We start from the raw sequence: 26,263 nt of genomic DNA, 5'->3' as shown, positions 1-26,263 counted from the left end.
GCTGCGCTTCCCTAATGTGGGGCACCGACCGCTGTGGGTCGTCTGCCTCGGCCCTTCCCTCACGCGAGGCGCCCGGCGGTCGGTTGCAAAGGAGTCGGTGCCGGTGGCAACCATGCCCCCTCATCGTCACGCCCCGGGACTGCCCGCTCGGCCGGGCGGTCTGCGCCGGGTCGCCCACCGTCTACTCGTCCTGGTCGCCGCCGCGGCTGTCGGCGCCGGCGTGCTCTCCGCGCCCGTGCAGGCCGCGCCCACGGTCGACGAGATCGAGGCGCAGATCGACAAGCAGTGGGAGCAGTTGGAGCCCACCATCGAGCAGTACAACAAGGTGCGGTCGCAGCTCAAGGCCAACCGGAAGAAGTCGTCCGAGCTGCAGAAGAAGATTGAGCCGCTGGCCCTGCAGAGCGAGCTGGCGCTCAACCGGGTCGGTGACCTCGCCTCCCGGTACTACATGTCGGGCCCCTCCCACGACATCGGGGCGCTGCTCGTCAGCGCCAAGCCGGACACGCTCACCGAGCAGCTCACCGTCCTCGACCGGCTCGCCGCGCGGGAGCGCAAGGAGGTCGAGGGCGTGCTGGCCGTACGGGCCAAGTACGACGGCCAGAAGCAGAAGCTGGACGTGCTGATCGTCACCCAGACCAAGCAGCAGAACGAGCTGGCGGCGAAGAAGAAGCAGATCGACGGCGAGATCAAGCGGCTCGAGGCCTCGCTGCCGAAGACGACGATCAAGACCGAGGGCTGCCCGACCATCAACGGGGTGGCCAACGCGGCCGCCCAGAAGGCGATCAAGACCGCCTGCCAGCAGGTCGGAGACCCGTACGTCTGGGGCGCCACCGGCCCGAACTCGTTCGACTGCTCGGGCCTGACCCAGTACGCGTACAAGGCGGCCGGGATCTACCTGACCCACCACACGGGTGACCAGTGGCACGAGGGCAAGGCCATCTCGCGGGCCGACGCACGACCCGGTGACCTGGTCTTCTTCTTCAGCGACCTGCACCACGTCGGCCTGTATCTGGGCAACGACAAGATGGTGCACGCGCCACGCGCCGGCAAACCGGTGCAGGTGGCCAGCATCAACAACATGCCGGTCGCCGGGTTCCGCAGACCCGGCTGATCCAGCAGTCACGACGAGGGCCCCCGGTCGGACGACCGGGGGCCCTCGTGCCGTTCAACACGGTTCAGCGCGGTGCTCCCACCGGAGACGGCAGAAGCTGCACGTCGGCGAGATCGACGTACATGATCCGGTGACCGAACTGGATCTGTGCGTACCGGTTCTGGCCGCGGATGACCGTCCAGTCGCCCGGCGAGGAGCCGTCGAACGTGGTGGCCCGGTAGTACTCGCCCGGCAGCACCGCGCCGACGGCGTACCGCTGGCCGGCCGCCAGGGTGTACTGGAGCGGCGAGATCGGCTGGTAGGGCACCCCGGACGGGTACGCCGTCTCCTCGGGGTACGCCCGCCCGTACACCGGGATGGTGGCCCGCCCAGGCTTCGGGGTGGCCACCATGCCGACGGTCCAGCTGGCGGTCGGTGCGGACGCCGGGTTGTGGAACCACGCCTTCTGTCCGAGGTACCAGATCGCCGTCCAGTCACCCTGCCGGCCGGCGAGGGCGTACGTCTGGCCGGCGGAGGCCCGGGCGCCGTGGTCCGACACGGTCATCGTGTTCGGGGTGCCGTCGGGACGCAGTGCGATGTCGTTGACCAGTGGCGCGCCCGCCGACGGCGCGCTGCGCAGCACCACCGCCGATGAGCCGCGCGGCGCGCATGGCACGCCGGCGGTGACGCAGCCGGTGAACGCCGGCTGGTTGGTGGCGTAGTCCGGGTCGATCCGGACCAGCCCGGTCGCCGGGGTGCCGGTGTCCAGCCGCGGCGCGTGCAGCAGGTCGAAGTAGTGCGTCCAGTCCCAGTACGGGCCCGGATCCCAGTGCATCCCGCGCACGTTCGCGGCGACGGTACCGGGCACGTTGTCGTGGCCGATGATGTGCTGGCGGTCCAGCGGGATCCCCAGCCGAAGGGCGAGATGCCGGACGAGCTTGGCGGAGGTCCGGTACATCGCCTCGGTGTACCAGGTGCCCTGCGCGGCGAAGCCCTCGTGTTCCAGCCCGATCGACTTGGCGTTGACGTACCAGTTGCCGGCGTGCCAGCCGACGTCCTTGGTCTTCACGTGCTGGGCGATGTGCCCGTCCGCCGAACGCAGCGAGTAGTGCCAGCTCACGTAGGTCGGGTCCTGGACGAGTTGCAGCGTGGTCGCCCAGCTCGCCTCGGTGTCGTGGATGACGATGTACTCGATCTTCTGCCGGCCGGGTCGGTCGGAGAGGTCGTGGTTGCCGTAGTCCCCGGCGCCGAACGCCTCGTACGGCGCCGGGATCCACTCGCAGGAGATGGTGCGGGGGCACTCCAGCCCGTCGGGGCGGGCGAGCCGGCGCAGTCCCAGCCGGTCCAGCCAGGAACGCTGGGGTTGGATCGCCCGGGCCGGCAGCGTGATCCGCTGGCCGTCGTCGGTCACCCGGGACTCGCCGGCGCCGATGGTGGTGAACACCTCGTCGGCGAAGGCGGCCGCGGCGTCCGCGCTGTCCGCGCCGGCATAGCGGGCCACCGCGCCGTACCAGGCTGCCGGGTCGGTGTCGGCGCCAACCGGCGCGCCGATCTCCCGCTGGTACGCGGCCAGCAGTGCCGCGCCGCCACGGATGTTGACGCTCGCGTCGGTGCGCAGTGACTCGGGGGCGGCACCGGTCAGTGCGGCGGCGGCGTCCACGGTCTGCAACGCGGCGGCGGGCGGCGCGGGATCCTCGGCCGGTCGGGGCGCCAACGACCGGGCGGGGCGGGAGTCGTCGCCGCGCGGGTCCTCGTCGCCGGCATCGTGGTGGCCGCGCCCCGGTAGGGCGGCCACGTGCCGGGCGTCGGTCAGGTGCATCGGGCCGTAGCCGCCGCTGGTGCTCGGCGTGCCGGCGTTGCTGTCCCAGCGCGACTCCAGATAGGAGACACCGAGCAGCACGTCGGCCGGTACGCCGTACTCGGTCGCCGCTGCGGCGTACTGCTGCTGGCGGTCGGCGGTGGGTGCGGCCACGGCTGGGCCGCCGGGTAGTGGTACCGCGGTCGCGGCGGCGACCACGGCGGCGGCGAGCAGGGCACGCCGGCCGGTGGACAGGGTTGGACGGTGCATCGAACCCCCTAGATCTGACGGGCGAAGGTGAGGTCACCTTCGTCCCGCCCGGAGCTCCCGTCAATACCTTTCCATCTGCCGCGTTTCTCGGAAGGAAACCTTCGTCGGCCGTCGTCGTCCCCCGGAATCGGTACGGAGTGTCACGGCCCCGCCGGTTGCGGATCGGTAACGGCCGTCTCTACTCTGGTCATTCGTCGGGCCGACAGCAGCTCCGCCCACCCGGGCGGTAACGGACCGACACCGCCGAGTCGCTTTCGAGCGAGCCGGGGACCCAGGTTTCCCGGGGTGAATCCGCAGCCACTGCGGTAGGGCGTCCACCTTCCCGCCCGAACCCGTCAGCTAACCCGGTAGGCGGTCAGGAAGAAGGAGTACGGAACCCGGTGGCCCACCATGCCCCGCGGCCGTCGTCCGAGCGGTCGGCGTCAGCCGGCCCGACGTCGATCGTGCCGCGCCCACGCTGGTCCCGCTTCACCACCGCCCTCGCCGCCCTGGTCGGCGTTGCCGTCGTCCTGACGGGCAGCGCCACGGCGGCCCACGCCGACCCGTCCGTCGCCGAGATCGAGCGCCAGATCGACGCCGACTGGAACAAGCTCGAACCGATCATCGAACGGCACAACGCCACCCGGGCCGACCTGGCCGCGAAGCGCAAGCAGGCTGGGGCGCTGGCCGCCCGGATCGCCCCGCTGGAGCGCCAGGTCGACGCTGCGATGGACAAGGTCAGTTCCCTGGCCGTCCGCGCGTACAAGGGCGAGAACGTCTCCACCGTCAACGCCGTGCTGGGCAGCCGGTCGCCCAGCGAGGTCGTCGGGCAGCTCGAGATGCTCGACCGGTTCGCGCACGACCAGCAGCAGGACGTGCGGCAGGTGTCCGACCTGCGTGACGAGCTGGCCCGGCAGAAGGCACCACTGGACGAGATGGTGGCGCAGCTGACCCGGACCGAGGCCCAGCTGGCGGCCAAGAAGAAGCAGATCAACGACGAGATCGACCGCCTGCAGAAGCTGCGTCTCAAGGTCTACGGCAACGGTGGCGGCGGCCCGCTGCGTCCGGCGCCCTGCCCGGCCAGCTACCCCGGCGGTGGTGCCGGCGTGGCGGTCAAGTTCGCCTGCGCGCAGATCGGCAAGCCCTACGTGTGGGGTGCCGAGGGTCCGAACTCGTACGACTGCTCCGGGCTGATGCTGGCCGCCTGGGCCAAGGCCGGGGTGTCACTACCGCACAACGCCGCCCAGCAGAGCCGAACGACCAGGGACGTCAGCAGGGCCGACCTGCGCCCCGGTGACCTGGTCTTCTACTACAGCGACATCCACCACGTCGGCATGTACGTCGGCGGTGGCTGGGTCGTGCACGCATCGCAGGCCGGTCAACCGATCAAGATGAAGAAGGTCGACGACGGCCCTATCCACAGCTACGGCCGCCCAGGCTGAGATGTAAGGAGGGGCCCCTTCTTAACGCCTCCGGTATAGGAGGGGCCCCTTACTGACATCCGGCGGGCGCAACGCCCGACGAGTGACTTCAGCGGGTGGGCCAGGTGCGCCAGTGCTGCCACGCGCGGCTCGGGGTCGGCCCGCGCTGCCCCTGGTAGCGCGAGCCGTAGACCACCGAGCCGTACGGGTGCTCGGCCGGCGAGGAGAGCCGGAAGATGCAGAGCTGCCCGATCTTCATGCCCGGCCAGAGGGTGATCGGCAGGTTCGCCACGTTGGACAGCTCCAGCGTCACGTGCCCGGAGAAGCCCGGGTCGATGAAGCCGGCGGTGGAGTGTGTGAGCAGGCCCAGCCGGCCCAGGCTCGACTTGCCCTCCAGCCGGCCGGCGAGCTGGTTGCCGAGCGAGATCACCTCCAGCGTCGAGGCGAGCACGAACTCCCCCGGGTGCAGCACGAACGGCTCGCCGTCGGGCACCTCGACGACCGAGGTGAGGTCGTCCTGCTGCATGGCCGGGTCGATGTGGGTGTAGAGATGGTTGTTGAAGACCCGGAACAGCCGGTCGAGTCGTACGTCGATGCTGGACGGTTGGACCAGGGTGGGCTCGAACGGCTCCAGGCCCAGCGTACCGGCCTTGATCTCGGAGACCAGGTCGCGGTCGGAGAGCAGCATCGGACCACCATAGCGGCGTTGCCGGCAACAGCCGGATCTGGTGCCGGTGACCAGCGCGTCGAGGTCGCTGGTCGTACATTTGTTCGATAGAATGCCGGCATGGCTTCCTGGTCCGAATTCGCCGCCGACGAGCCCCGACTCGCCGACGGGATCCGCGTTCTCCTCCAGCAGTACGGGCCGGGCTTCGGCTACCTGGCCACGGTCCGCGCCGACGGCGGGCCGCGGGTCCATCCGGTCTCCCCGGTCATCACCGACGAGGGTCTCTTCTGCTTCATTCTCGACTCGCCGAAGCGCCGCGACCTCGAACGGGACGGCCGTTACGCGCTGCACTCGTTCCCGCCGGAGGAGAGCGACGACGAGGCGTACGTGGCGGGGCGCGCCTGGCCGGTGACCGATCCGGCCCAGGTGGCCCGGCTGGCGCAGAGCGCGCGGGCGGCCCCGCAGGTCGACTGGCGGCTGTTCGAGTTCACCGTCGACGTGGCGATGCTGGCTCGCCGCGAGCAGCACGGCACCGGTGTTCCGGGTGGCGCGCCGGGCGGGCCGGCCGTTCAGGTCTGGCTCGACCCGCACGCACCACCCGCGGCGGCCGGGCCGTCTTCCGTACCGCAGGCCCGCCCGGCCCGCCGCAGCCGTGACGTCCAGCGTTCGGCCGCCTGACCGCGGCCCACCGATCCGGTTTTGGGGAAGACGCCGGTGCCGGCCCCGTCGTGACGGGGCCGGCACCGGTGGTACGCGGGGAAGCTACGCCGCGCGGTACGCGTTCCACGCGGTCAGCATGCGGCTGGCCTGCCCCGGCGTGAACTGGTACATGCACGAGTCGTAGGTGTAGTCCATGAAGTTGGTGATCGGGTCCAGCCCGGCCGCCGAGCAGGTGTTCCGACCGGTGGGGCACTGGTACGCCGGCGACGCCTCGGCCGGGGTGTCGCTGACGCTGTCACCCGAGCCACCGCAACCGCCCTGAAAGGTGTGGTAGAGGTTCAGCCAGTGGCCCACCTCGTGGGTGCCGGTGTCGCCCTGGTTGTAGTTGGTGGCGGTGCCGCCCGGCAGCGACTCGCTCAGCACGACCACGCCGTCCATGCTGTTCAGCCTCCGCTGTGGGAAGGTCGCCCAGCCCAGCAGGTCGTCGCTCAACTCGCCCAGGTACATGTTGAGGGTGTTCTTGCCGCCCACCCGCAACGACGACTTCATCGATCGTTCCGCCGACGAGCCCTCCACGATCGGGTACCAGGAAGGGTTCGTCACCCGGTTGATCGCGTCGAGCCGGAAGGCGAAGGCGGTGGCCGCGCCGCCGGTGGCGCCGGCGTAGGCCTGGTTGAGCACGTTGATCTGGGCGGTGATCAGCGAGTCCGGGATGTTGCCGCCGGCGCGGGTGCTGTTCTCCTGGATCACGTGCACCACCACCGGGATGGTGACGGTGGCCAGCGGCGCGGTGCCGGCGCCGGTCCGGAAGGTGGCGCGCTCGCGCAGCGCCGCGGCGAGGTCGGCGTCCCGCTCGCGGACCTGCTTCGCGGTCAGCTCGTTCGGCTCGTGCTTGGCCGCGGCACCGGGCTTCAGCCGGGCGTTTGCGTGGCTGTCGGTCGGCTCCACGCAGGCGCCACCGGGGGCTGCGGAGAATGCCGAGGCAGCCGGAACGACGCCCACCGCAGCGGTGCTGAGCAGCAGCGCGAGGGTCGTCGACGCGACTCCGGCGGCACGCCGGGTCAGCAGGTTGGGACGGAGTCCCATGGGCCCACCTCTTTCTGGCGGCGTGGCAGGGGGTGTGTCACGCCGTGACTGACAACGTGTGGCAGACGTTACAACTCATCGACATATTTGAGAATAGCCATATGTTGGCACCAGGAAACTACTCTCCGCGAGTGGTGGCTCACGGGAGCGAGGTCGATCCGGCGCGACGGGGCGGGTGGTGGGCCGTCGGGTGGGGTGGGGTACCTGGGTGCACTGGCCGGGTGACTCGGGTACAGTGGTGCCGCTTGCGGGTGTAGTTCAATGGCAGAACATCAGCTTCCCAAGCTGACAGTGCGGGTTCGATTCCCGTCACCCGCTCCACGCGAAAGGCCCTGGTCAGGACGTCAGTCCCCGCCAGGGCCTTCGACGTCTTAAGGTCAACGATCATGCCGCGTGCCATTGGCGTGCCATTAGCCCCGGTCATCCCCAACCCCGTCCGGGTTCGCTGCCCGCCTCTTGCCGATCTTGTCGCCCGAAGTTCTCGCCCTCATCACCAAGGCGGGACCAGCCGAAGTCATCCGGCAAGTCCGAGCAGCGGAAGCCAGTGATCCGCACGGCAGGAAGTGGCCACGTGGCAAGACCCACGACGACGCCACGCTGGCCCACTGCACCCAGCTCAGCGAGCCGATTTGCGAGCCGATTCAACTGCCGAATTGACCTCTTAAGAATCAAGGCGGCCCGCAAAGCGGGCCGCACCGGCCCGGCCCCGGCCTGCTGGCGACCTCCGGCCGGCATCGGCCGGGCCGGCCGGCCACGCATGCGATCGATTGTCACCATCACCTACCCTGGCTTCGCCCCGTCGCCAAACCCATGCCCACACGCCTGGAGTCGTCATGCCCCTGCACATCCAGAGAGGGCTCGGCCTCATCGGATTCGGGCTGCTCCTCGGGTTCGTCGGCCTCATCTGGACAGCGAACCTCTTCGGGGTTGCAGACGAGCACGCGCGCCGGATCGCGCGGAGCCGAATGACTCGCTGGACGGGCGGCCACGAGGTAACCCCGGAGGAGATGAAGCACGAGCCCGGGTTCCTCCTCGGCCGGTACATCGCTGGGATCGGGTTCATGCTCTTCGGCTTACTCGTAGTCGGCGGCGGCGTTGTCTACCTGACTGCACCACCAGCTGAGTAACAGCATGTGGCTCATCGGGTGGCCCAGCGCCCGACCGTCCCCCGGAGCAATCTCGGGGCTCCGCCCCGAACCCCGGCCTTCCCTCAGAGATCGGCGGCAGACGGGTGCCAGGCGGGATCTCCTCGGTCAGGCACCACGAGGGCTACGCGAGAACCCCCGGCCGCGCCAAGGCCAAGCCGCTTCGCGGTCGCCTGCGGCGAGCCTTGACACGACCGGGGAACCTCGCGCAGGGACGAGCCTGCCTGACCGAGGAGATCCCGCAGACGCGCCGGGAGCATGCCCATGATGGGCCATCCATGGGCCAGTAGCCGCGAGGCGTAGCGGTCACGAACGGGCACGAGACGCAGCTTGGCCGACCCTCCACGGCAGGCGTTTCGGGCATCGCGGTCACGTGAGCGCGCTCTTCCAAACTGACGGTTGCCGCCCGAGGATGTACGGTCTTTGGCGTGATGGACGAGGGCGAATCAGCCCAGGGGGGCTCTATGTCACCTCGCCGCGGAATCGCGTATGGCCTGGTAGGTCACACCCTCGCCATCCTCGTCTTCTTGGGAGTCTTCCTGCTCGACCCCGAGGATCCGGCCGACCGTGCCGCAGCCGCAGTAGGTCTGTCAGTCCTGACAGGTGTTGTCGGATCAGTCGTCACGCTTGGCGTCGCGGTCCGCCGTCTGGTGAGAGGTCATCGAGACAAGGCGTTGGCGGGGATGCTTACGGCATGGGCCGTCGGTGCCGTCGTTGGGATGGTTGCCGCTGGCCTCGTGCTCGTTAGGACGGCGGACTGGAGTAGCCATTGCCCGTGCGATCCACCGATCTCCTGGTAGCCGAGGGGAGCAACCCGGCGTGCCATTAGCGTGCCATTGGGCGAGGACAGCAGGGGCCAGCCGAGGCCACGCGAGACTGCCGAGACCAGGCCGCCAGGCCGGTGACGTGCCGTAGATCGACAATTCCCAAGCTGACAGTGCGGGTTCGATTCCCGTCACCCGCTCCACCACGAAGGCCCTGGTCAGGATGCGAAATCCGAGCCCGGGCCTTTCAGTTTCCATAGCTGTGAACATGAGACGGCCATCCGCGAGCCGTTCCGTCATCCGGGCGACCGGCCACGCTCTGTCCGACTCCGTTGCCTTGCACCGCTTCCAGGGTTGCGGCGGAGCGGCACGATGACCCGGTGAGCCGCGTGATCATGTTGCTGAGGCGCCCGGTCTGGGCGACCGTCGGCTGCGTGTTGCTGGTGGTGGCCGGCGGTGCGCTGCTCTGGCTGCCGATGCACACCCAGTCCGCGCTCGACGACTGGAAGACCGAACTGCGAGCCAGAGGTGTACCGGCGCGGGCGGTCGTCCACGACCGGGTGACGAAGCGCGGTGGCACCTCCACCACCATGTATCTCCGGTACGAGATGGCCGGCCGGACGTACGAGCAGGAGATTGGCTGCTTCGAGGTGTGCCGGCCAGCCGGCGATGTGGTGCCGATCTGGGTGAACCGCGCCGATCCAAGCGACTTCGTGACCGACTTCGACGCGCTCAGCGGGCACCGAGGCCGCATCCAGGGCGTCCTGGGCGCGGCCGGGTTCGTGATCCTGGTCGTGGCGGTTCCGCTGACACTCTCCCGCATACCGTTCCGGAGATGGTTGCCCGGGCGTGCGGCGCCACGGCGGACCGGCGCTACGAGCAGGGACGGCGTCGGGTTCACCAGCCGTTCCAAGCACAAGCGGGTCGGTCGACAGTGAGCGGCGCCGGGCATCCGGGATGTCACCGAGGTTGATGCCGCTGAGCCCTCCTGCCAGCTAGTGTCCGGTTCGGAGGTGGTCCCGTGTTCACCGAAGCCTTTCCGATCGTGACTACGCCCGACCTGCCGAGACTGATCGCGTTCTATCGGGATGTCGTCGGCTTCGAGCAGACCTACCGGTTCCCGGATGACGGCGACCCGGAGTTCGTCGCACTCCGGCTGGGCAACAGCGAGCTGGGCCTGGCCGCCGACCCGAAGGCCGGCAACCCCTCCGTCTCGCACCGCTGGGAACTGTGCGTTTACGCCTACGACTGCGACGCAGCCGTGGGCACGCTGCGGGCCGCTGGTGCGATCGTCACCGAGGAGCCGGTCGATCAGCCGTGGGGTGAGCGGTCCGCCCGGGTCGAAGACCCGGACGGCAACAGGCTGCTGGTGCTGTCACGGCTGTAGGTGCCGGCTACCGCCGTTCACCCGGTCACCGTCGGGCCGCCGCCGCTGCCCCGGTCGTCGAGCACGAGCGGGGCGCGACCGTGCACCGCGTACCGGATGTGGGTGACCTGCGGCGTGTGGATGACCCGGGTGGGTGTCAGCTCGATCGCTTCCTTCTCGCCGAGGTCGAGGTCCGCGTCGAACAGCCGGAGGCCGGTGCCGAGCACGACCGGTACGACGTGCAGCTCCAACTGGTCGAGCAGGCCGGCCTTGAGGACCTGCCGCACGAGGCTGCCGCCCCCGGCCACCGCGACGTCCTTGCCGCCAGCCGCGGCGCGCGCCTGCTCGACGGCGCTGGCCACGCCATCGGTGACGTAGGTGAAGCTGGTGCCGCCGCCGCGCAGCAGGGGCTGGCGGGGGCGGTGCGTGACGACGAAGACCGGCGCGCGGAACGGCGGCTCCTCGCCCCAGGGAATCTCACCTCCGTCGGCCATCCGCCGTCCCATCACGTACGCGCCGGCCGAGTCGAACGACTCGGCGACCACGTCCGAGTTGGTGTCCTGCTCGCCACCGGCGAAGCCCTGTCGCTCGCGCCACGACATCGCTTCGGTCACCCAGCGGGTGACCCGGAAGAATCCGGCGCTCTCGGCCGAGTCCATCCAGTCGCCCTCGCCGGCGAACTGGGGGCCGGCGTAGAACCCGTCCATCGACACCGACAGCTGTGCGGTCACCTTCGTCATCTCGCGCCATTCCTCTCCTCGGGCGGCACCCGGCTCGGATGCCCGCTCACCGATGGGTCGGAGCCGACCGGACACGCCCTACCGGGCGGTGGTGTGACAGATGCCACACTGAATCAGCCGAGAAACTGCTCGATGGCAGGGCGAAGCCTCTCGGCCTCACGAGCTGAGAGATCCGGGTCGGAGAGGGCGGGACCGGCGACGAGGTCTGCCACCACCGCCCTGAGTTGCTCCCGCTCCGCCGCGAGGCCCGACCACGCCGAGTCGGGCAGCCGCAGCACCTGCAGGAGCAGGTCGCCCGGGTGGTAGTCGGCCTCGACCAGCGGATCGTCGCGCAGGACGCCCACCGCGAGAGGCAGCAGGGACGGCACGCCGATCGCCTGCCCGAGCATGATGCGGAGGTCCTCGGCCGTGAAATCGGCCAGCGGCTTACGACGAAGTTCGGTGCACCGAGTGACGAGGTAGGTGGCGTCCGGATCGGGGTCCGGCCACACGTGGGGTCCGCGCCGAACGGTGCCGGTCACGAGGGGTCGGCGCGGCTAGGCTGGCGATCATGCGGATTGGCATCGTGATCCTGCCGGACCAGCGCTGGGCGGAGTCGCAGCGTCGCTGGCGGCAGGCCGACGAGTGGGGCTTCGACCACGCCTGGACGTACGACCACCTGGGTTGGCGGGACCTGGTGGACGGTCCGTGGTTCGACTCGATGAGCACGCTGACCGCCGCCGCCACGGTCACCTCGCGGATCCGACTGGGCACCCTGGTGGCGTCGCCGAACTTCCGGCACCCGGCCGCGTTCGCCCGGCAGATCACCACGGTGGACGACGTCTCGGACGGCCGGCTGCTGCTTGGCCTGGGCGCGGGCGGTATCGGCTTCGACTCGGCGGTGCTGGGCGGCGAGACGCTGCCGCCGCGTCAGCGGGTCGACCGGTTCGCCGAGTTCACCGAGCTGCTGGACCTGATCCTGCGGGAGGACGGCACCACCTGGCGCGGTGCCTGGTTCGCCGCGGTGGACGCCCGTAACAATCCGGGCTGCGTGCAGCAGCCGCGGGTGCCGTTCGTGGTGGCCGCCAACGGGCCGCGGTCGATGCGGCTGGTGGCCCGGTTCGGCCAGGGTTGGGTGACCACCGGCACCGACGCCGACGACGTGGAGGGCTGGTGGGGCACCGTGTCGGCGCTGTCCGCGCGGCTGGACCGCACGCTGGATGAGGCCGGCCGCGACCCGGCCACCCTGGACCGGTATCTCTCGCTGGACGCGGCGCCGGTCTTCTCGCTCAGCAGCGCGCAGTTCTTCGCCGACCAGGTCGGCCGGGCCGCCGACCTCGGCTTCACCGACGTGGTGACGCACTGGCCCCGGGCCAGCAGCTGGTACGCCGGCGACGAGGCCGTCCTGGCCGACGTGGCGACCCGGCTGCTGCCGGAGCTGCGCGGCTGAGCCGGCGGCGCCAGCAGCGGGGCGCAGCGTCAGCGGCTGAGACCGCGCCGCGAGCGACAACCGGGTCAGGTGCCGAGGTCGCCGCTGGCCACGCCACCCTCGCCACCGGAGACCAGCCGTAGGCGGAGGCAGACGATCGGGGTGTCGTCGTCGACCGGGGTGCCGAGCCGCGCCCAGTAGGCCGAATGTCCGGCCCGCCACTCCTCGATCGAGCGGTCGCCCTCACCCTCGGCGCGGGCGAAGTCCCAGGGCACGTCGGCGAAACGGACCACCTCGACGCCGGTGATCTCCACGACGCCGGCCAGCGCATCGTCGTCGTCGACCAGCGCCAGCCGTTCGCCGACGCGCTCCAGCTCCTCGCCCTCCTCCGCGTACTCGGCGAGCCGGCCGGCCGTGGCGGTCTTCACGCCGGCCAGCACCAGGGTGTTCAGGGTCGCCCGCAGCTCGCCCGGGGTGCCGAGGGCGAGGGCGCGCAGTTCACCGATCCGTGGCCACATCCTGCCGAGGCTAGGCCAGCGCGGCCCGTACCGCCGCCGCAATATGCCGGCCCCGGTCAGATCAGCTGACCGGCGTAGCCGGCGGCGGTGAGCAGCCGCTCGTCGCCGGTGGCGGCGTGCGCGTCGAGCACCGCGTCGGCCAGCTTGACCACGTGTTCGTCACCGTGCCGGGCCGCCCGGGCGAAGACCTCCGCCGGGGTCGCGGCCGGCACGATCGGCGGTGTCGTCCCGTCGGTCGGGGCGTACACCGAGGTCACGGCCGCCGTCGCGGCCCAGGCGGCGGCGAGGCTCGGCGCCCAGAGCGCCCGATCGAGTGCCGGCAGGGTACGCAGCACCGCGGTCGGCGCGGTGACCGCGTGCACCAGCATGACCGGCGCGGCGTGCCCGAAGCGCAGGTAGTCCAGGCCGGCCCGGTGCACCAGCGTGGCGAGCCCCCGCTCCGCCTCGTCCGGGGTCAGCGCGGGGCGCAGCGCCGCGAGTGCCGGCTCCCATCGCGGTACGTCCGGCAGTCGGCCCAGCCGGGCCAGGATGCCCCCGGACTGGTCGTCGATCCGGGGCAGTCCGGCCAGCGCGGTGGCCACGTCCACCCCATCGTTGTCGGGCTGGCCCGCTTCGGCGGCGAGGGACCGGCCCGACGCCCCCGCGACGAGGGTCGGGTCGAGCAGTCGGCCCGCCCCGGGGACCGGCTGCCAGCGGGCGGCCCAGTAGCCGAGGGCCTGGCCCAGCTCGGCGAGCCGCTGCGGGTTCCCGCCTGCCGGCTCGAGCGCGCGCACGGCGTGCCCGACCCGGATCACGCCGTGGGTGGCGCCGGCGGCGATGCCGGGCAGCAGCCGGGGCCACCAGGTGCCGAGCACCTCCCGCCACGGGTGTTTGCGCAGCTCCCGGTCGAAGTACGCCAGCCAGTCACCGGCCCGCTTCGCATCGCCCAGCGCCACCCGCCAGTCGTCGATCGGGCGGAGCCCGCGGGGCAGCTCGTCGAGGCGACCGAGGTAGTCGTCGAGCCAGCGGTGCACCCGCTGTTGGTGCCCGTGCCGGGCCAGCGCCTCGACGGCCATCGGCCCGTGGTTGGTCAGCCAGCCCTGGTATTCGGGGCCGGTGCGGTGCAGCCGTTCGTACGCCTCGTCGAGGATCCCGTCGCTCATGCGTCGATCGTCGGAGGTGAACCATGGTTCAGGTCAAGCGGGCAGATCCGCGCCACTGATCAGGCCGGTGATCCGGAGTTCGGTCGCGACGTCGGGCGGGCAGTCGACGGCCACCACGGCGCTGCCCAGCACATCTGCGCCGCGCGCGGCGCAGATGTCGTAGAGGGCGTGGATCTGCGCTCCGGTGCGTACCCAGTCGTCCACCACCAGGACCCGGTCGCCGGGGCCGAGGTGGCGGTCCCGTACGGCCAGGTCGACCTGCCGGCCCCGGTAGTCCGGCGGGCTCTGCGCCCAGGTGAGCGGCCCGGCCGGCAGCCGCCCGTCGCCGGGCTTGTGCGCGGCCACGAAGCCGACTCCGAGGGCGGTGGCGGCCAGCGGCCCGAGCAGCAGCCCGGTGACCGCGGGGGCGAGCACCACGGTCGGCCGGGCGGACCGGTACGGCGCCACCAGGGCCGGCCCCAGCTCGGCCAGCACCGTCGGATCCCGCCACCAGCCGGAGATGTCGCTGACCAGGTGGCTGGTGCCCGGCCCGGGGTCGATCCACCGGAACAGGGTGGTGAGGCGTTCGGTCAGCTCAGCGGGCATCGGTCCATCCTGCGGCACGCGTGTCCGGCGTGTGGGCACCCGGGCCGGCCGGCCCATCCCGGCTCGGATGATCGGCTACACGTACCAGTCCAAATACGGACATACCAGAATGATCACGTTGACGTCGGAAGTGCTTCTCTCGTTACGGTCCGACCCGGTTTGTTCAGTCGGCGAAAGGACCGGGCCGGTGGCAGGTAGGCACTCCCGTACGCGCATCTTCTCCTCCCCGGCGGGCATCGCGGCCACCGCGGCGGCCGCCGTCGCCCTCGCCGTCGGCGGCACCGTCGGCGCCGTGCAGCTGACCTCGGGGTCCGCGCGGCCGGAGCAGGCCACCATCGAGTTCGCCCCCACCATCGCTGTCAGCAGCCCCGCCGCCAGTTTTTTGGCCGCCTCCCCGAGTACCAGCGCCTCGCCGAGTGTGACGGCCAGCCCGTCGGCCAGCCGGTCGCCGCAGGCCGCCTCGCGGAACAAGACCCGCACCACCGCGCCGAAGCCGAGCCCGACCGCGAAGAAGAAGACGCCGGCGGCGAAGGTGCTGGAGAGCGGCTCGTGCGGCGCCTCCTTCTACTCGGACGGGCAGCTCACCGCCAACGGCGAGTCGTTCAACCCGAACGAGCTGACCGCGGCGCACAAGACCCTGCCGTTCGACACCAAGGTCCGGGTGACCAACCCGGCCAGCGGCAAATCGGTCGTGGTACGGATCAACGACCGTGGCCCGTTCATCGACGGCCGCTGCCTGGACCTCTCCCGGACCGCGTTCGCCACCATCGCCTCGGTCGACGTGGGCGCGCTCACCGTCAGGTACGAGGTGCTCGGCTGAGCGGAGCGGGCGATGCCGTTCCGGCCGGACACCCCCGCCAGCCGGACAGAACCTCCTCGGACGACGGGCCAGGTTCATTCACCCGCTCACGTGGATCAGGCATGCTGTCCCTCGTACCCACGCGACTCCTCCAGTCGGGCCGTCGCCCGCTGAGCCCCGGATCCCGCGCCGGCCTCGGCGCGGCCCTCGTTCTGCTCGCGATCGTCTCGGCGGTGGAGCTGGCGGACGGCCGTCCCGCGCACTACGTCGCGCTGCTGGCGGCCGCCCCGATCCTGGCCGCCGCGCTGGCGGCGTGGCAGGTGGTGCTGGGGGTGGGCGCCGCGGCGACCCTGATCGGGGCCGGCTTCGCCCTGGTCGAGCCGAAGATGTCGCTGGTCACCTCGGTCAACGTGGTCGGGGTCGCGCTCGCCACCGGGCTGGCGATGGCGGTGGCGTCGGTGCGGCAGCGGCAGGCGGTGAAGATCGCCGAGTTGACCAAGCTCGCTTCGGTGGCCCAGCAGGCGGTGCTGCGTTCGCTCGGCCCACAGGTCGGCACGCTGTCGGTGGCCGGTCGCTACATCTCCTCCACCGCGACGGCCGAGATCGGTGGGGACCTGTACGAGGCGATCGACACGCCCTACGGGGTTCGCATGATCATCGGTGACGTGCGCGGCAAGGGTCTGGACGCGGTCCGGCTGGCCAGCATCGTCCTCGGCTCGTACCGGCACGTGGCCTACGAGCGGGCCGACCTGCGCGCCGTGGTGGCCGACCTGGACCGCGCGGTGGCCCGCAACGTCGGTGACGAGGACTTCGTGACCGCCGCACTGGTGGAGGAGCGTGGCGGCACGCTCACCATCGTCAACTGCGGGCATCCGCCACCGCTGCTGTTGCGCCGGGGCGCGGTGATCCCACTGGAGCCGCCCGCGCCGGCCCCTCCGCTCGGGTTCATGCCGGTGGTCCGCCCCCGGGTGGAACGCCTGGAGCCGGGCGACCGGCTGCTGCTGTTCACCGACGGTCTCGGGGAGGCCCGGCGGGACGGCGAGTTCTTCCCCACCGCGGACCGGGCCTGGCGACTGCTCGGGCACGGCACGGTCGCCGACGGGTTGGCCTCGCTGGAGACGGCCCTGGTGGAGTGGGTGCACGGCCGGCTCGACGACGACATCGCCCTGGTCCTGATGGAGTACGCCGGCGCGCGGACCGCCGCGGCGGCGGCCGTGCCGAGCTGGGAGGTCGGCGCCGCCGAGAGCTGACCGGTCGGCTGGACGCGGGCGCGGCACGGAAGTGTGTAATGCCTGTCACTTACGTGATCGGCTTGTCGGTGGCTACCCGCGAGTAATAGAGTCGGGGTTACTGATCGGTAACACCTGTCCGGAAGCGGGGCCAGTGAGCATGACCCACTACAAGAGCAACCTCCGGGACCTCGAGTTCAACCTGTTCGAGGTCTTCGGGGCTGACCGGGCGTTCGGCCAGGAGCCGTACTCGGATCTCGACACCGACACCGCCCGGAGCTTCCTCGCCGAGGTCGACCGCCTCGCCCGCGAGGATCTGGCCGCCAGCTACACGGACAGTGACCGCAACCCGCCGGTCTTCGACCCGGCCACGCACACCGCGCCGCTGCCCGAGTCGTTCAAGAAGTCCTACCAGGCGTTCATGGACTCCGAGTTCTGGCGGCTGGACCTGCCGCCCGAGCTGGGCGGCACCAACGCGCCGCGTGCGCTCTGGTGGGCCCTCGCCGAGCTGGTGCTCGGGTCGAACGCCCCGGTCTGGATGTACGCCTCCGGCCCGTCCTTCGCGCACGTGCTGCACGTCGAGGGCACCGAGCGGCAGAAGAAGTGGGCCAAGCTTTTCATCGACAAGCAGTGGGGCTCCACGATGGTGCTCACCGAGCCGGACGCCGGCTCGGACGTGGGCGCCGGCCGCACCCGTGCCATCCAGCAGCCGGACGGCTCGTGGCACATCGAGGGCGTCAAGCGCTTCATCACCTCGGGTGAGCACGACCTGAGCGACAACATCGTCCACTACGTGCTGGCCCGCCCGGTGGGCGTCGAGGGTGTCGGTGGCCCGGGCACCAAGGGCCTCTCCCTCTTCGTCGTGCCGAAGTACCACTTCGACGAGGAGACCGGCGAGCTGGGCGAGCGCAACGGCGTCTACGCCACCAATGTCGAGCACAAGATGGGCCTGAAGGTCTCCAACACCTGCGAGGTGACCTTCGGCGAGCACGGCGTGCCGGCCCGGGGCTGGCTGCTGGGCGACAAGCACGACGGCATCCGCCAGATGTTCATGATCATCGAGTACGCCCGGATGATGGTCGGCACCAAGGCGATCGCCACCCTCTCCACCGGCTACCTCAACGCCCTGGAGTACGCGAAGAACCGGGTGCAGGGCGCCGACCTGATTCAGCAGGCCGACAAGACCGCGCCGCGCGTCACCATCACCCACCACCCGGACGTGCGCCGCTCGCTGCTGCTGCAGAAGTCGTACGCGGAGGGCCTGCGCGCCCTGGTTCTCTACACCGCCACCTGGCAGGACAAGGTCGCCATCGCCGAGGCGGCCGGCGACGAGAAGGCCACCAAGCTGGCCAAGCGGGTCAACGACCTGCTGCTGCCGCTGGTCAAGGGCGTCGGTTCGGAGCGGGCGTACGAGATGCTCGGGCACGAGGCGCTGCAGACCTTCGGTGGCTCCGGCTTCCTCCAGGACTACCCGCTGGAGCAGTACGTCCGGGACGCCAAGATCGACACTCTGTACGAGGGCACCACCGCCATCCAGAGCCTGGACCTGATCTTCCGCAAGATCGTCCGGGACAACGGCAAGGCGCTGATGGCGGTCGCCGGCGAGATCCAGGAGTTCATCTCCTCCGAGGCGGGCAACGGCCAGCTCAAGGAGGAGCGGCAGGCGCTCGGCAAGGCGCTCGCCGAGATCCAGAACATGCTCGGCGTGCTGACCGGCTGGCTCGGTGAGGCGCAGGGCGGCGACACCCGCGCCCTCTACAAGGTCGGGCTCAGCAGCCGGCGGTTCCTGCTGGCCATCGGCGACCTGGTGGTCGGCTGGCTGCTCCAGAAGCAGGCCGACGTGGCGCTGACCGCGCTGGCCGGTGAGCTCTCCGCCACCGACAAGGCGTTCTACACCGGAAAGGTGGCCGCTGCCCGGTTCTTCGCCCGCGAGGTGCTGCCGCGCATCGGCGCGGACCGGCGCATCATCGAGGGCGCGGACCTCGACATCATGGACCTCCCGGAGGAGGCCTTCTGAGCGTGCCGCGGCACGCCTGAAGGTTCCGAGCGACATCCGACATCCGACATCCGACACCGACGGCCGGTGGGGCGACTGCTCCGCCGGCCGTCGCGCTGCCCGTACCACTCCCGCTATTCCGTGGCCCGACCCCGATAGGCCGGCAGCGGGACGGGTAACCGTCGCGTGGTCACGACAGGGAACGCCCAGAGCCACCGCACGGGGGAGTGCAGCGCACATGGGTGTAGGAAGCGGCATCTTTCTCATCGCGATCGGCGCCATCCTGACCTTCGCGATAAGAGCCAATGTCTGGTGGATAGACCTGCGCGCGGTCGGTTGGGTGTTCATCCTGGCCGGGCTGGCCGTACTGCTGACCACGCTCTGGTTCTGGCAGGACCGGCGTAAGCGGGCCCGAACCCTCATCGTCGAGGAGAACCGGCTCTCGCACCCGACGGCGATGATGCCGCCGCCGCCCGATCCGCCGCCGCCGACCGCGCCACCCTCCTGAAGCCGCGTACGCCCGGGCCACCCGTCGACCACCGGCGGGTGGCTCAGCCGCGTGCGGTGTGCCGTGCGGTGATCGGCGCCCGGGCCGGGGCCAGCTCCGTCCAGCTGAGCGTGCCGCGATGCACCGCCAGTTCGGTGGTCCGCAACCCCTCCGCGTCCGCTCCCTCCGGGTCGAGAAGCGCCGAGAGCAGCGAGATGCCCGGATTGTGGGCGATCAGCAGCGCGGTCCGCGCCGCCGCGTCGATGGTGCGGACCAGCGCCAACAACTCCTCCGGGTGGGCGTCGTACGCGCCGGGCTCATAGCGGACGGTCGGGCGGGGACCGGCCGGGCCGCCCTCCGGCGGCGAACCGGTCATCCCCATCGCCACCCCGTGCCAGGTCTGTCGGGTGCGTAGCGCCGTCGAGCAGATCACCACGTCGGGCAGCAGCCCGTGGTGGGCAAGCCAGGCGCCGGCCGACGCCGCGTCGGCATGCCCCCGCGCACAGAGCGGCTGGTGGGCGTCGTCCGTCCCTTCGCCGCCCTGCTCGGCCTTCGCGTGCCGGAGCAGCACCAGAGTCCGTGTCTCGGGATGGGCGTCCGTCATGTCACCAGCTTGCCCGATTGGCGATCTCCGTGCCGGGGTAAGTCGATGGATGCCGCACCCCTACCGACGGCCGCGGCGGGACGTACGCCAGGTTAGAGCCGAGGAGCGAGACATGGGCATTGGTGGCAGCATCTTCCTGATCGCGTTGGGCGCGATCTTCGCATTCGCCGTGGAGGCCGACCTGGGCTGGCTGAACCTGGCCGTGGTCGGCTGGGTGCTGATGCTGGCCGGCGTCGCCGGCCTGCTCGTCACCCTCTACTTCTGGAACAGTCGCCGCCGCACGGTGGTCGCCGCGCCGGTCCGGGAGGACCGCGTGGTGACCGATCGCGTGGTGCCGGTCCAGGACGACCGGGTCATGCGGGAGTACCGCGAGGTGCGCCGGCCGGGCCGGCCGGTCTGACCGTCGTTCGCGCACTCCGGGGTTCCGCAGCATCGCGGGGCCCCGGCTCGCGTCTGCCCGCTCGTGGCTCGCCCGAGCCCTGGCCCCGGCTCGGGTCCTGCCGGTTGGGTCAGGCGAACAGCGCGAAGTAGATCGCGATGTGGTGGCAGAGCGCGGCCAGCAGCGTGCAGGCGTGGAAGAACTCGTGGTGGCCGAAGACGGTCGGCCACGGGTTGGGTCGGCGCAACGCGTAGAAGACGGCGCCGACGCTGTAGATCGCGCCGCCGACGGCCAGCAGCACCAGCGCCGCGACGCCGCCGCCGTGCAGGATGTCCGGCAGCATGGCCACCGACACCCAGCCGAGCGCCAGGTAGAGCGGCGCGGAAACCCAGCGTGGTGCGTGCGGCCAGACCATCTTGAGCGCCACGCCGGCCAGCGCGCCACCCCAGACCAGGGCCAGCATCACGGTGGCCGGTCGCGGCGCGAGCAGCAGCGCGCAGAACGGTGTGTACGTGCCGGCGATGAACACGAAGATCATCGAGTGGTCCATCCGGCGCATCACCTGGTAGCCGCGCTCCGACCACACTCGACGGTGGTACAGCGCGCTGGTGCCGAAGAGCCCACAGACGGTCAGGCTGTAGATGACGCAGCTCAGCAGGGGTGCCCACCCCGGCCGGGTGGCGGCGATCGAGCACAGCACGATGCCGCAGACCAGGGCGACGAAGAAGGCGTACGTGTGCAGCCAGCCGCGCATCCGGGGCTTACCGATGTCGACCGGCTTCAAGCGAAGCGGGGCGGAGGTGGTCACGACATTAGGTTACGGCACCGTAGGTTACTTGCAAGTAGTCGCGCCGGTGACGCCCGGCACCGTCGCCGGCACACCCCCCGGCACGACATCGGCGAGGATGAGCGGATGCGGATCCGACCCGTCGGGGCGCACGCCCTGCTGCTCGACTGCTCCGCGCCCGCCGACGTGGCCCAGGCCGCCCTGGTCGACGCGTGGCGGGCCGAGCTGTGGCGCCGCCGCGAGCGGAGCGAGCTGCTCGCCGTCGAGATCGTGCCGGCCGCCAACACCATCCTGCTCGACGGCCTGCCCGATCCGGCCGCCACGGCCGACCTGCTGTCCCGTTGGGCACCGACGGTCGCCGCCGCCAGCAACGACGCCGAAGGCGCGGCGCACCGGAAGAGCGAGCGGGAATCTGGCGAGGTCACCGTCCCCGTCGACTTCGACGGGCCCGACCTGCCGGCGGTCGCCCAGCACTGGGGGATCGACGTGCCGGCCGCACTGCGCCGGTTGACCGGCACCCCGTTCCGGGTCGCCTTCTGCGGCTTCGCCCCCGGGTTCCCCTACCTGACCGGGCTGCCCGCCGAGCTGGCGCTGCCCCGGCTGGCCACCCCTCGCCCCCGCGTGCCGGCCGGCTCGGTCGCCCTGGCCGGCCCGTACGCCGGCATCTACCCGAGCGCGTCCCCCGGCGGCTGGCTGCTGGTGGGCCGGACCGAACTGGTCCTCTTCGACGTACACGCCGACCCGCCGGCCCGGCTCGGCCCGGGCACCCGCGTCCGGTTGGCGGCGGCGTGACCCGTCCTGCCGAGATCGAGGTGCTCCGCGCCGGCGCGCTCACCACCGTGCAGGACCTGGGCCGGCCCGGCTGGGCGCACCTGGGCGTACCCCGATCCGGGGCCCTCGACCCGGCCGCCCTGCGGCTGGCCAACCGGCTGGTGGGCAACCCGGAGCAGGCCGCCGGCCTGGAGATCACCCTGACCGGCTGCGTGCTGCGGCTGACCCGGGCCACCACCGTGGCGGTCACCGGAGCCGAGGTGCCGATCCGTGCCGGCGACCGACCCGGCGACACCGGACGCCCGCTCACCGTGCCGGCCGGAACGGTGCTGCGGATCGGCCCGGCGCGTCGGGGATTACGGAGCTGGCTGGCCGTGGCGGGAGGGATCGACGTGCCGGCCGTGCTCAGCAGCCGGGCCACCGACACCCTCTCCGGGCTGGGCCCGCCCCCGCTGTGGGACGGTGACCGGCTGCCGCTCGGCGAGCCGTTCGACGAGCCCGCGCCGGTGGACGTGACCGTCGGCCCCGCGCCCCCGGCGGAGCTGCACCTGATCCTGCTTCCCGGCCCCCGCGACGACTGGTTCACCCCGACCGCGTTCGACCGGCTGCTCGGCACCGCGTACACCATCAGCCCGGTGAGCAACCGGGTCGGCGCGCGGCTCGCCGGCGCACCGCTGCCCCGCGCGGTCGCCGGCGAACTGCCCAGCGAGGGCATCGTGCTCGGCGCGGTACAGGTGCCGGCGGACGGGCAACCCCTCATCTTCCTCGCCGACCATCCGACCACCGGCGGATACCCGGTCATCGGGGTGGTCAGCGACGTGACCCCGCTCGCGCAGGCCCGGCCAGGTACTACCGTCAGATTCCATGGACCTCAACGCTGACCTGGGCGAGGGATTCGGCATCTGGCGACTCGGCGACGACGAGGCACTGCTGGGCCTGGTCACATCCGCCAACGTCGCCTGCGGCTTCCACGGCGGCGACCCGTCCACGATGCGACGGGTCTGCGAGGGCGCCGCCCGGCGCGAGGTGGCGGTGGGCGCGCAGGTCGGCTACCGGGACCTGGCCGGCTTCGGCCGGCGGCACATCGCGTACGACTTCGCCGAGCTGCGCGACGAGGTGACCTACCAGCTCGGGGCGCTCAGCGCGTTCTGCCAGCTGTTCAACACCCGGGTCCGCTACCTCAAGCCGCACGGGGCGCTCTACCACGCGGCCGCCACCGACGAGTCCCAGGCGGCGGCGGTGGTCGCCGCGGTGACCGGCCACAACCCCGAGCTGCCCGTGCTCTGCATGCCCGGCTCGACGCTCGCCCAGCTCGCCGTCGGCGCCGGCCTGCCGGTGGTCGCCGAGGCCTTCGCCGACCGCGGCTACCTGCCCAACGGGGCGTTGGTGCCCCGCGGCACCCCCGGCGCGCTCATCACCGACCCGGACGCGGTGGCCACCCGGGCGGTACGGATCGCCACCGAACGGACCGTGGTTGCGGTGGACGGCACCGTCATTCCCTGCCCGGCGGACTCGATCTGCGTGCACGGCGACACCCACAACGCGGTCTCCGCCACGGAGCTGGTCCGCGCCAGCCTCATCGACGCCGGCGTCCCACTAGCCCCGTTCGCGTGAAAGGAAGGGCCCCTTCTTATCGGATTTTGTTGTACAAGGGGCCCTTCCCAACAGCTAGGCGTCGAGGCCGCGCAGCACCAGCGGGAGCCGGGCCGCGGCGCCGTCGACCACGCGGACCGGGACGCCCCAGTCCTGGCGGGTCAGGTGGCAGGCCGCGTGCTCGACGTCCGCGTCGCACGTCGCCGCCTGGGCGGTCACCTGGAGCACCCCGGCGGTGACCTCGCCGTTGAGCACCAGCCGGCGGGACAGCTCGGTGCCCGTGCCGGCGCCCTCCACCAGCAGCTCGGGCGGGGACGCGGAGACCACCAGCCGGGTCGACGGCCCGTACGTCTCGTCCAGTTTCTGCCCCGGCGCGGGGGTGAAGACGATGTCGAGGGTGACCTCACCGGCCGCGACGTCGGTGGGCTTCCGTTCGGTGCGGCGCCGGGGGCCGCCCACCGTTCTGGCGCCGGCCGCCGACAGCGAACCCGGGGCCAACCGGGTCAGCCGGTGCGCGGCGGACTCCACGACCAGCACCTCGCCGGCCGGGGTGAGCACCAGGTCGCTCGGCTCGGCCAGCCCGTCGGCGACCGTGGACACCTGGCCGGTCGACGGGTCGAAGCGGCGCACCGCGCCGTTGTAGGTGTCCGCGATCAGCACCGAGTCGTCCGGCAGCGCGCACACGCCCAGCGGGTGCTGGAGCAGCGCCGACTCCGCCGGCCCGTCCACGTGGCCGAAGTCGAACAGGCCCTGCCCGACGGCGGTGCCCAGCACTCCGTTCTCGACGTACCGGACGGCGCTGGTCTCGCTGTCGGCGATCCAGAGCCGGGTGCCGTCGGCGGAGACGGAGAGCCCGGACGGCTGCGCCATCCACGCCTCGGCGAGCGGGCCGTCGCGCAGCGACTCGACCGTGGTGCCGGCGTACATGCCGGCGGTCCGCTTGATCGGGTCGAACCACCAGAGCTGGTGGATGCCGGCCATGGCGATGATCAGTTTGTCGTCGTACCAGGCCAGGTCCCACGGTGAGGAGAAATCCACGGCGAGCGCGTCGTGCGCGTGGTCGTCGACCGAGGCGCGCCACTGCCGGCCGCTGCCGGCCACCGTGACGACCTCGCCGGACGACAGGCGTACGCCGCGCAGCAGGTGGTTGACCGTGTCGGCGACCACCAGGTCGTAGCCGGCCACCTCGGCGACGTGCCGTGGCAGCACGCAGAGTCCCTGCGGCTCGGAGAAGGTCGCCGCGGCGGCCGGCCCGTCGGCCCGGCCCCGCTCACCCGAGCCGATCCGGCGCACCGGCGTCTCGCCGTCCGGGGCAAGCTCGACCAGGGAGTGCCGGGCCGAGTCGGAGACCAGCAGGTTGCCGTCCGCCAGCAGCACCGCCTTGCCGGGGAAACGCAGCGTGGTTTCCGGTGCCGGCGGCGGGACGTACGGGCCGTCGCCCCGGTGCAGGGTGCCCTTGGCCTCATGGGTGGCGATCAGCTCGTCGATCAACCGGGCCAGCCCTTCGGCGTGCCCCTCGCCCGCCATGGTGGCGACCACGTACCCCTCGGGGTCGATCACCGACAGGGTCGGCCAGGCCCGGGCCGCGTACTGCTGCCACATGTCCAGCTCGGAATCGTCGAGTACGGGGTGGTGCACCCCGTACCGCTCCACGGCGGCGGCCAGCGCGTCGGCGTCCTTCTCATGCTCGAACTTCGGCGAGTGCACGCCGATCACGACGAGCACGTCGCCGTACTTCTCCTCCAGCGGGCGCAACTCGTCGAGCACGTGCAGGCAGTTGATGCAGCAGAAGGTCCAGAAATCCGCGAGGACGATCTTGCCGCGCAGGTCGGCGAGCTTGAGATCGCGTCCACCGGTGTTCAGCCAGCCCCGACCGCGTAGCTCGGGGGCCCGTACTCGTGCGCTCATGTCCCCATCGTGCCTGATCACCGGCCCGCCGCCGGCCGGAGGGGGCGAGCCACCGAAATCCGGGCGAGCCTACGCCCCACTCAGGGGATGGTGGGACGACGACGGCGGGGCCCCGGTCACCCGTGGCCCCGCCGTCGGTTCGCGCTACTTGGTGGCCGGTTTGAGGCAGAGCACCCGGTTGGTGCCGTCGCCGGGCAGCGCCACGTGCGGCTGGGCCGGGTCGGCGCACTTGTCCTTCGCATCCACCTTGGAAACGATGGTGAACGCGCCCTCCTCGCCACAGTCGACCGCCGAGGCGCCCTGGCCGGACTGCTTCACGCAGGTGCCGACTGCCGGGTCGAAGGCCGGCGTGTCGTCCCCGCCGAACTTGCCCAGCAGCATCAGCAGGCCGAGCGGCACCGCCAGGATGAGCACGGCGGCGATCAGCACCGCCGCCAGCACCCGGCCGTTGCGCACCTTCGGCACCGGTGGCTCCGCCTTCGGCTCGTCGGCGTCCGGCTTGAACGCGTCGAACCGGCCCTGGTCCGACTCGGTGGCTCCCTGGCCCCACGCGGGCTGCTGGGGCGCCGGCGGGAAGGCAGGCGGGAAGCCGCCGCCCGGTGCCGGCTCGGTGGCCGGCCCGCCGCCGAAGCCCGGGCCGCCGAAGCCCGGCGTGCCGTTCACTGCGGCGGTACCGGCGGCCGGTGACCCGGGGCCGCCGAACCGGTCGGCCGGGCGCTCGGCGCCGGCCTGCGGCCGGACCCCGTTCACGGGCCGGTTGCTGCCCGGCGTGTCGACGAACGACGGCACACCCGGCGGGAACGCCGGCGGCGGGGACGCCGCGTCACCGAACCCGTTCGGCGCCGCCGGCCGGTCCCGGTCGTCGAAGTGCGGCTCGGCCGGGGACTCGCCGCCCCACGCGGGGCCACCCTGGCGGTCCGGGCCGTTCTGCCAGTCGGGTGCGGCCTGGCGGTCCGGGCCGTTCTGCCAGTCGGGTGCGGCCTGGCGGTCCGGGCCGTTCTGCCAGTCGGGTGCGGCCTGGCGGTCCGGGCCGTTCTGCCAGTCGGGTGCGGCCTGGCGGTCCGGGCCGTT

Annotated in this window: 26 protein-coding genes, 1 tRNA gene, 1 pseudogene and 1 riboswitch; of the genes and pseudogenes, 16 read left to right on the top strand and 12 right to left on the bottom strand. The window is 71.7% G+C overall.

Features of this window, described 5'->3' with window-relative positions; translation table 11 throughout:
- Positions 1–112: 112 nt before the first annotated feature.
- Positions 113–1,111: an NlpC/P60 family protein gene (locus tag KBX63_RS20310; protein ID WP_210912972.1), complete on the top strand. Its 999-nt coding sequence runs from the start codon at positions 113–115 to the stop codon at positions 1,109–1,111.
- Between the two features lie 64 nt (positions 1,112–1,175).
- Here the strand turns inward: KBX63_RS20310 and KBX63_RS20305 are convergent, their stop codons facing one another.
- Complete coding sequence (locus KBX63_RS20305) at positions 1,176–3,158, bottom strand: N-acetylmuramoyl-L-alanine amidase (RefSeq protein ID WP_210912970.1); 1,983 nt, start codon at positions 3,156–3,158, stop codon at positions 1,176–1,178.
- Between the two features lie 231 nt (positions 3,159–3,389).
- Positions 3,390–3,526, top strand: a riboswitch (cyclic di-AMP (ydaO/yuaA leader).
- 12 nt (positions 3,527–3,538) lie between these two features.
- Here KBX63_RS20305 and KBX63_RS36460 point away from each other — a divergent pair.
- Positions 3,539–4,579 (top strand): NlpC/P60 family protein, encoded by a 1,041-nt coding sequence (locus tag KBX63_RS36460; protein ID WP_210912968.1) that lies wholly within the window; start codon positions 3,539–3,541, stop codon positions 4,577–4,579.
- Positions 4,580–4,667: 88 nt separating this feature from the next.
- On the opposite strand, the gene dcd is transcribed toward KBX63_RS36460, so the two are convergent.
- The gene (dcd, locus tag KBX63_RS20295) at positions 4,668–5,246 is read right to left on the bottom strand and encodes a dCTP deaminase (protein WP_210912966.1); all 579 of its coding nucleotides are present in this window, start codon (positions 5,244–5,246) and stop codon (positions 4,668–4,670) included.
- A gap of 99 nt (positions 5,247–5,345) precedes the next feature.
- Here dcd and KBX63_RS20290 point away from each other — a divergent pair, with 99 nt between their 5' ends.
- Entirely contained in the window at positions 5,346–5,903 is a 558-nt protein-coding gene (locus KBX63_RS20290) for a pyridoxamine 5'-phosphate oxidase family protein (RefSeq protein ID WP_210912965.1), read from the top strand.
- A gap of 84 nt (positions 5,904–5,987) precedes the next feature.
- Here the strand turns inward: KBX63_RS20290 and KBX63_RS20285 are convergent, their stop codons facing one another.
- A complete protein-coding gene (locus KBX63_RS20285) occupies positions 5,988–6,971 on the bottom strand; it encodes a zinc metalloprotease (RefSeq protein WP_210912963.1) in 984 nt (327 codons plus the stop codon).
- A gap of 247 nt (positions 6,972–7,218) precedes the next feature.
- Here KBX63_RS20285 and KBX63_RS20280 point away from each other — a divergent pair.
- The 4 genes from KBX63_RS20280 (at position 7,219) to KBX63_RS20265 (ending at position 10,267) form a co-directional block, all read left to right on the top strand.
- Positions 7,219–7,292: transfer RNA gene (locus KBX63_RS20280), tRNA-Gly, on the top strand.
- Between the two features lie 512 nt (positions 7,293–7,804).
- Positions 7,805–8,098: a hypothetical protein gene (locus KBX63_RS20275; protein ID WP_210912961.1), complete on the top strand. Its 294-nt coding sequence runs from the start codon at positions 7,805–7,807 to the stop codon at positions 8,096–8,098.
- Between the two features lie 1,162 nt (positions 8,099–9,260).
- Complete coding sequence (locus KBX63_RS20270) at positions 9,261–9,818, top strand: DUF3592 domain-containing protein (RefSeq protein ID WP_307871772.1); 558 nt, start codon at positions 9,261–9,263, stop codon at positions 9,816–9,818.
- A gap of 83 nt (positions 9,819–9,901) precedes the next feature.
- Positions 9,902–10,267 carry a VOC family protein gene (locus KBX63_RS20265; protein WP_210912960.1) on the top strand — a complete coding sequence of 122 codons (366 nt, stop codon included), beginning with the start codon at positions 9,902–9,904 and terminating at the stop codon, positions 10,265–10,267.
- A gap of 17 nt (positions 10,268–10,284) precedes the next feature.
- Here KBX63_RS20265 and KBX63_RS20260 read toward each other — a convergent pair whose 3' ends face one another.
- Positions 10,285–10,986, bottom strand: a complete 702-nt coding sequence (locus KBX63_RS20260; RefSeq protein ID WP_210912958.1) for a dihydrofolate reductase family protein — start codon at positions 10,984–10,986, stop codon at positions 10,285–10,287.
- 113 nt (positions 10,987–11,099) lie between these two features.
- Positions 11,100–11,507 carry a contact-dependent growth inhibition system immunity protein gene (locus tag KBX63_RS20255; RefSeq protein WP_307871771.1) on the bottom strand — a complete coding sequence of 136 codons (408 nt, stop codon included), beginning with the start codon at positions 11,505–11,507 and terminating at the stop codon, positions 11,100–11,102.
- A gap of 29 nt (positions 11,508–11,536) precedes the next feature.
- Between KBX63_RS20255 and KBX63_RS20250 the strand changes: the two genes are divergently transcribed.
- Positions 11,537–12,415, top strand: coding sequence for an LLM class flavin-dependent oxidoreductase (locus tag KBX63_RS20250; RefSeq protein WP_210912956.1), 879 nt, complete (start codon positions 11,537–11,539; stop codon positions 12,413–12,415).
- A gap of 65 nt (positions 12,416–12,480) precedes the next feature.
- Here the strand turns inward: KBX63_RS20250 and KBX63_RS20245 are convergent, their stop codons facing one another.
- Genes KBX63_RS20245 through KBX63_RS20235 form a run of 3 tightly spaced genes read right to left on the bottom strand, consistent with a single transcriptional unit; the run spans position 12,481 to position 14,639 of the window.
- Positions 12,481–12,912: an ASCH domain-containing protein gene (locus KBX63_RS20245; protein ID WP_210912955.1), complete on the bottom strand. Its 432-nt coding sequence runs from the start codon at positions 12,910–12,912 to the stop codon at positions 12,481–12,483.
- 56 nt (positions 12,913–12,968) lie between these two features.
- Positions 12,969–14,054, bottom strand: a complete 1,086-nt coding sequence (locus KBX63_RS20240; protein WP_210912953.1) for a questin oxidase family protein — start codon at positions 14,052–14,054, stop codon at positions 12,969–12,971.
- A 33-nt stretch (positions 14,055–14,087) separates the two neighbouring features.
- Entirely contained in the window at positions 14,088–14,639 is a 552-nt protein-coding gene (locus tag KBX63_RS20235; RefSeq protein ID WP_210912951.1) for a phosphoribosyltransferase family protein, read from the bottom strand.
- A 187-nt stretch (positions 14,640–14,826) separates the two neighbouring features.
- On the opposite strand from KBX63_RS20235, the gene KBX63_RS20230 reads away from it, so the two are divergent.
- The 4 genes from KBX63_RS20230 (at position 14,827) to KBX63_RS20215 (ending at position 19,171) form a co-directional block, all read left to right on the top strand.
- On the top strand, positions 14,827–15,459 hold the full coding sequence (locus KBX63_RS20230) for a septal ring lytic transglycosylase RlpA family protein (protein WP_210912949.1): 633 nt from the start codon (positions 14,827–14,829) through the stop codon (positions 15,457–15,459).
- A gap of 101 nt (positions 15,460–15,560) precedes the next feature.
- A complete protein-coding gene (locus tag KBX63_RS20225) occupies positions 15,561–16,688 on the top strand; it encodes a PP2C family protein-serine/threonine phosphatase (protein WP_210912947.1) in 1,128 nt (375 codons plus the stop codon).
- 139 nt (positions 16,689–16,827) lie between these two features.
- Positions 16,828–18,684: an acyl-CoA dehydrogenase gene (locus KBX63_RS20220; RefSeq protein ID WP_210913090.1), complete on the top strand. Its 1,857-nt coding sequence runs from the start codon at positions 16,828–16,830 to the stop codon at positions 18,682–18,684.
- Between the two features lie 217 nt (positions 18,685–18,901).
- Positions 18,902–19,171: a DUF6458 family protein gene (locus KBX63_RS20215; protein ID WP_074315731.1), complete on the top strand. Its 270-nt coding sequence runs from the start codon at positions 18,902–18,904 to the stop codon at positions 19,169–19,171.
- Positions 19,172–19,214: 43 nt separating this feature from the next.
- On the opposite strand, the gene KBX63_RS20210 is transcribed toward KBX63_RS20215, so the two are convergent.
- Positions 19,215–19,754 carry a histidine phosphatase family protein gene (locus KBX63_RS20210; protein WP_210912945.1) on the bottom strand — a complete coding sequence of 180 codons (540 nt, stop codon included), beginning with the start codon at positions 19,752–19,754 and terminating at the stop codon, positions 19,215–19,217.
- Positions 19,755–19,866: 112 nt separating this feature from the next.
- Here KBX63_RS20210 and KBX63_RS20205 point away from each other — a divergent pair, with 112 nt between their 5' ends.
- The gene (locus KBX63_RS20205) at positions 19,867–20,154 is read left to right on the top strand and encodes a DUF6458 family protein (protein ID WP_121655620.1); all 288 of its coding nucleotides are present in this window, start codon (positions 19,867–19,869) and stop codon (positions 20,152–20,154) included.
- 109 nt (positions 20,155–20,263) lie between these two features.
- On the opposite strand, the gene KBX63_RS20200 is transcribed toward KBX63_RS20205, so the two are convergent.
- Positions 20,264–20,941, bottom strand: coding sequence for a hemolysin III family protein (locus KBX63_RS20200; protein WP_210912943.1), 678 nt, complete (start codon positions 20,939–20,941; stop codon positions 20,264–20,266).
- Positions 20,942–21,046: 105 nt separating this feature from the next.
- On the opposite strand from KBX63_RS20200, the gene KBX63_RS20195 reads away from it, so the two are divergent.
- From KBX63_RS20195 to KBX63_RS20185, 3 genes are read left to right on the top strand one after another with little or no spacing between them, the layout of a single operon-like run.
- Entirely contained in the window at positions 21,047–21,712 is a 666-nt protein-coding gene (locus KBX63_RS20195) for an allophanate hydrolase subunit 1 (protein ID WP_210912935.1), read from the top strand.
- Entirely contained in the window at positions 21,610–22,572 is a 963-nt protein-coding gene (locus tag KBX63_RS20190; protein ID WP_374102251.1) for a biotin-dependent carboxyltransferase family protein, read from the top strand. Before KBX63_RS20195 ends, KBX63_RS20190 begins: the two co-directional genes overlap by 103 nt.
- Positions 22,556–23,305 (top strand): LamB/YcsF family protein, encoded by a 750-nt coding sequence (locus KBX63_RS20185; protein ID WP_210912931.1) that lies wholly within the window; start codon positions 22,556–22,558, stop codon positions 23,303–23,305. Before KBX63_RS20190 ends, KBX63_RS20185 begins: the two co-directional genes overlap by 17 nt.
- A 54-nt stretch (positions 23,306–23,359) precedes the next feature.
- Here KBX63_RS20185 and KBX63_RS20180 read toward each other — a convergent pair whose 3' ends face one another.
- Both KBX63_RS20180 and KBX63_RS20175 read right to left on the bottom strand, forming a co-directional pair.
- Positions 23,360–25,192 (bottom strand): NHL domain-containing thioredoxin family protein, encoded by a 1,833-nt coding sequence (locus KBX63_RS20180; RefSeq protein ID WP_210912930.1) that lies wholly within the window; start codon positions 25,190–25,192, stop codon positions 23,360–23,362.
- A 144-nt stretch (positions 25,193–25,336) separates the two neighbouring features.
- A pseudogene (locus tag KBX63_RS20175) lies at positions 25,337–26,263 on the bottom strand (hypothetical protein); the annotation flags it as partial.

It is taken from the genome of Micromonospora sp. U21, assembly GCF_018070045.1.
Taxonomy (GTDB): Bacteria; Actinomycetota; Actinomycetes; order Mycobacteriales; family Micromonosporaceae; genus Micromonospora.
The sequence above is the reverse complement of the archived record's forward strand: the minus strand, read 5'-3'. Positions and strand labels throughout refer to the sequence as shown.

Bases quoted from the DNA above. Each gene is read 5' to 3' on its own strand.
- KBX63_RS20310 (WP_210912972.1), top strand. From the start codon at position 113: ATGCCCCCTCATCGTCACGCCCCGGGACTGCCCGCTCGGCCGGGCGGT.
- KBX63_RS20305 (WP_210912970.1), bottom strand. From the start codon at position 3,158: ATGCACCGTCCAACCCTGTCCACCGGCCGGCGTGCCCTGCTCGCCGCC.
- dcd (WP_210912966.1), bottom strand. From the start codon at position 5,246: ATGCTGCTCTCCGACCGCGACCTGGTCTCCGAGATCAAGGCCGGTACG.
- KBX63_RS20290 (WP_210912965.1), top strand. From the start codon at position 5,346: ATGGCTTCCTGGTCCGAATTCGCCGCCGACGAGCCCCGACTCGCCGAC.
- KBX63_RS20285 (WP_210912963.1), bottom strand. From the start codon at position 6,971: ATGGGACTCCGTCCCAACCTGCTGACCCGGCGTGCCGCCGGAGTCGCG.
- KBX63_RS20275 (WP_210912961.1), top strand. From the start codon at position 7,805: ATGCCCCTGCACATCCAGAGAGGGCTCGGCCTCATCGGATTCGGGCTG.
- KBX63_RS20260 (WP_210912958.1), bottom strand. From the start codon at position 10,986: ATGACGAAGGTGACCGCACAGCTGTCGGTGTCGATGGACGGGTTCTAC.
- KBX63_RS20250 (WP_210912956.1), top strand. From the start codon at position 11,537: ATGCGGATTGGCATCGTGATCCTGCCGGACCAGCGCTGGGCGGAGTCG.
- KBX63_RS20245 (WP_210912955.1), bottom strand. From the start codon at position 12,912: ATGTGGCCACGGATCGGTGAACTGCGCGCCCTCGCCCTCGGCACCCCG.
- KBX63_RS20240 (WP_210912953.1), bottom strand. From the start codon at position 14,054: ATGAGCGACGGGATCCTCGACGAGGCGTACGAACGGCTGCACCGCACC.
- KBX63_RS20235 (WP_210912951.1), bottom strand. From the start codon at position 14,639: ATGCCCGCTGAGCTGACCGAACGCCTCACCACCCTGTTCCGGTGGATC.
- KBX63_RS20225 (WP_210912947.1), top strand. From the start codon at position 15,561: ATGCTGTCCCTCGTACCCACGCGACTCCTCCAGTCGGGCCGTCGCCCG.
- KBX63_RS20220 (WP_210913090.1), top strand. From the start codon at position 16,828: ATGACCCACTACAAGAGCAACCTCCGGGACCTCGAGTTCAACCTGTTC.
- KBX63_RS20215 (WP_074315731.1), top strand. From the start codon at position 18,902: ATGGGTGTAGGAAGCGGCATCTTTCTCATCGCGATCGGCGCCATCCTG.
- KBX63_RS20210 (WP_210912945.1), bottom strand. From the start codon at position 19,754: ATGACGGACGCCCATCCCGAGACACGGACTCTGGTGCTGCTCCGGCAC.
- KBX63_RS20205 (WP_121655620.1), top strand. From the start codon at position 19,867: ATGGGCATTGGTGGCAGCATCTTCCTGATCGCGTTGGGCGCGATCTTC.
- KBX63_RS20195 (WP_210912935.1), top strand. From the start codon at position 21,047: ATGCGGATCCGACCCGTCGGGGCGCACGCCCTGCTGCTCGACTGCTCC.
- KBX63_RS20185 (WP_210912931.1), top strand. From the start codon at position 22,556: ATGGACCTCAACGCTGACCTGGGCGAGGGATTCGGCATCTGGCGACTC.
- KBX63_RS20180 (WP_210912930.1), bottom strand. From the start codon at position 25,192: ATGAGCGCACGAGTACGGGCCCCCGAGCTACGCGGTCGGGGCTGGCTG.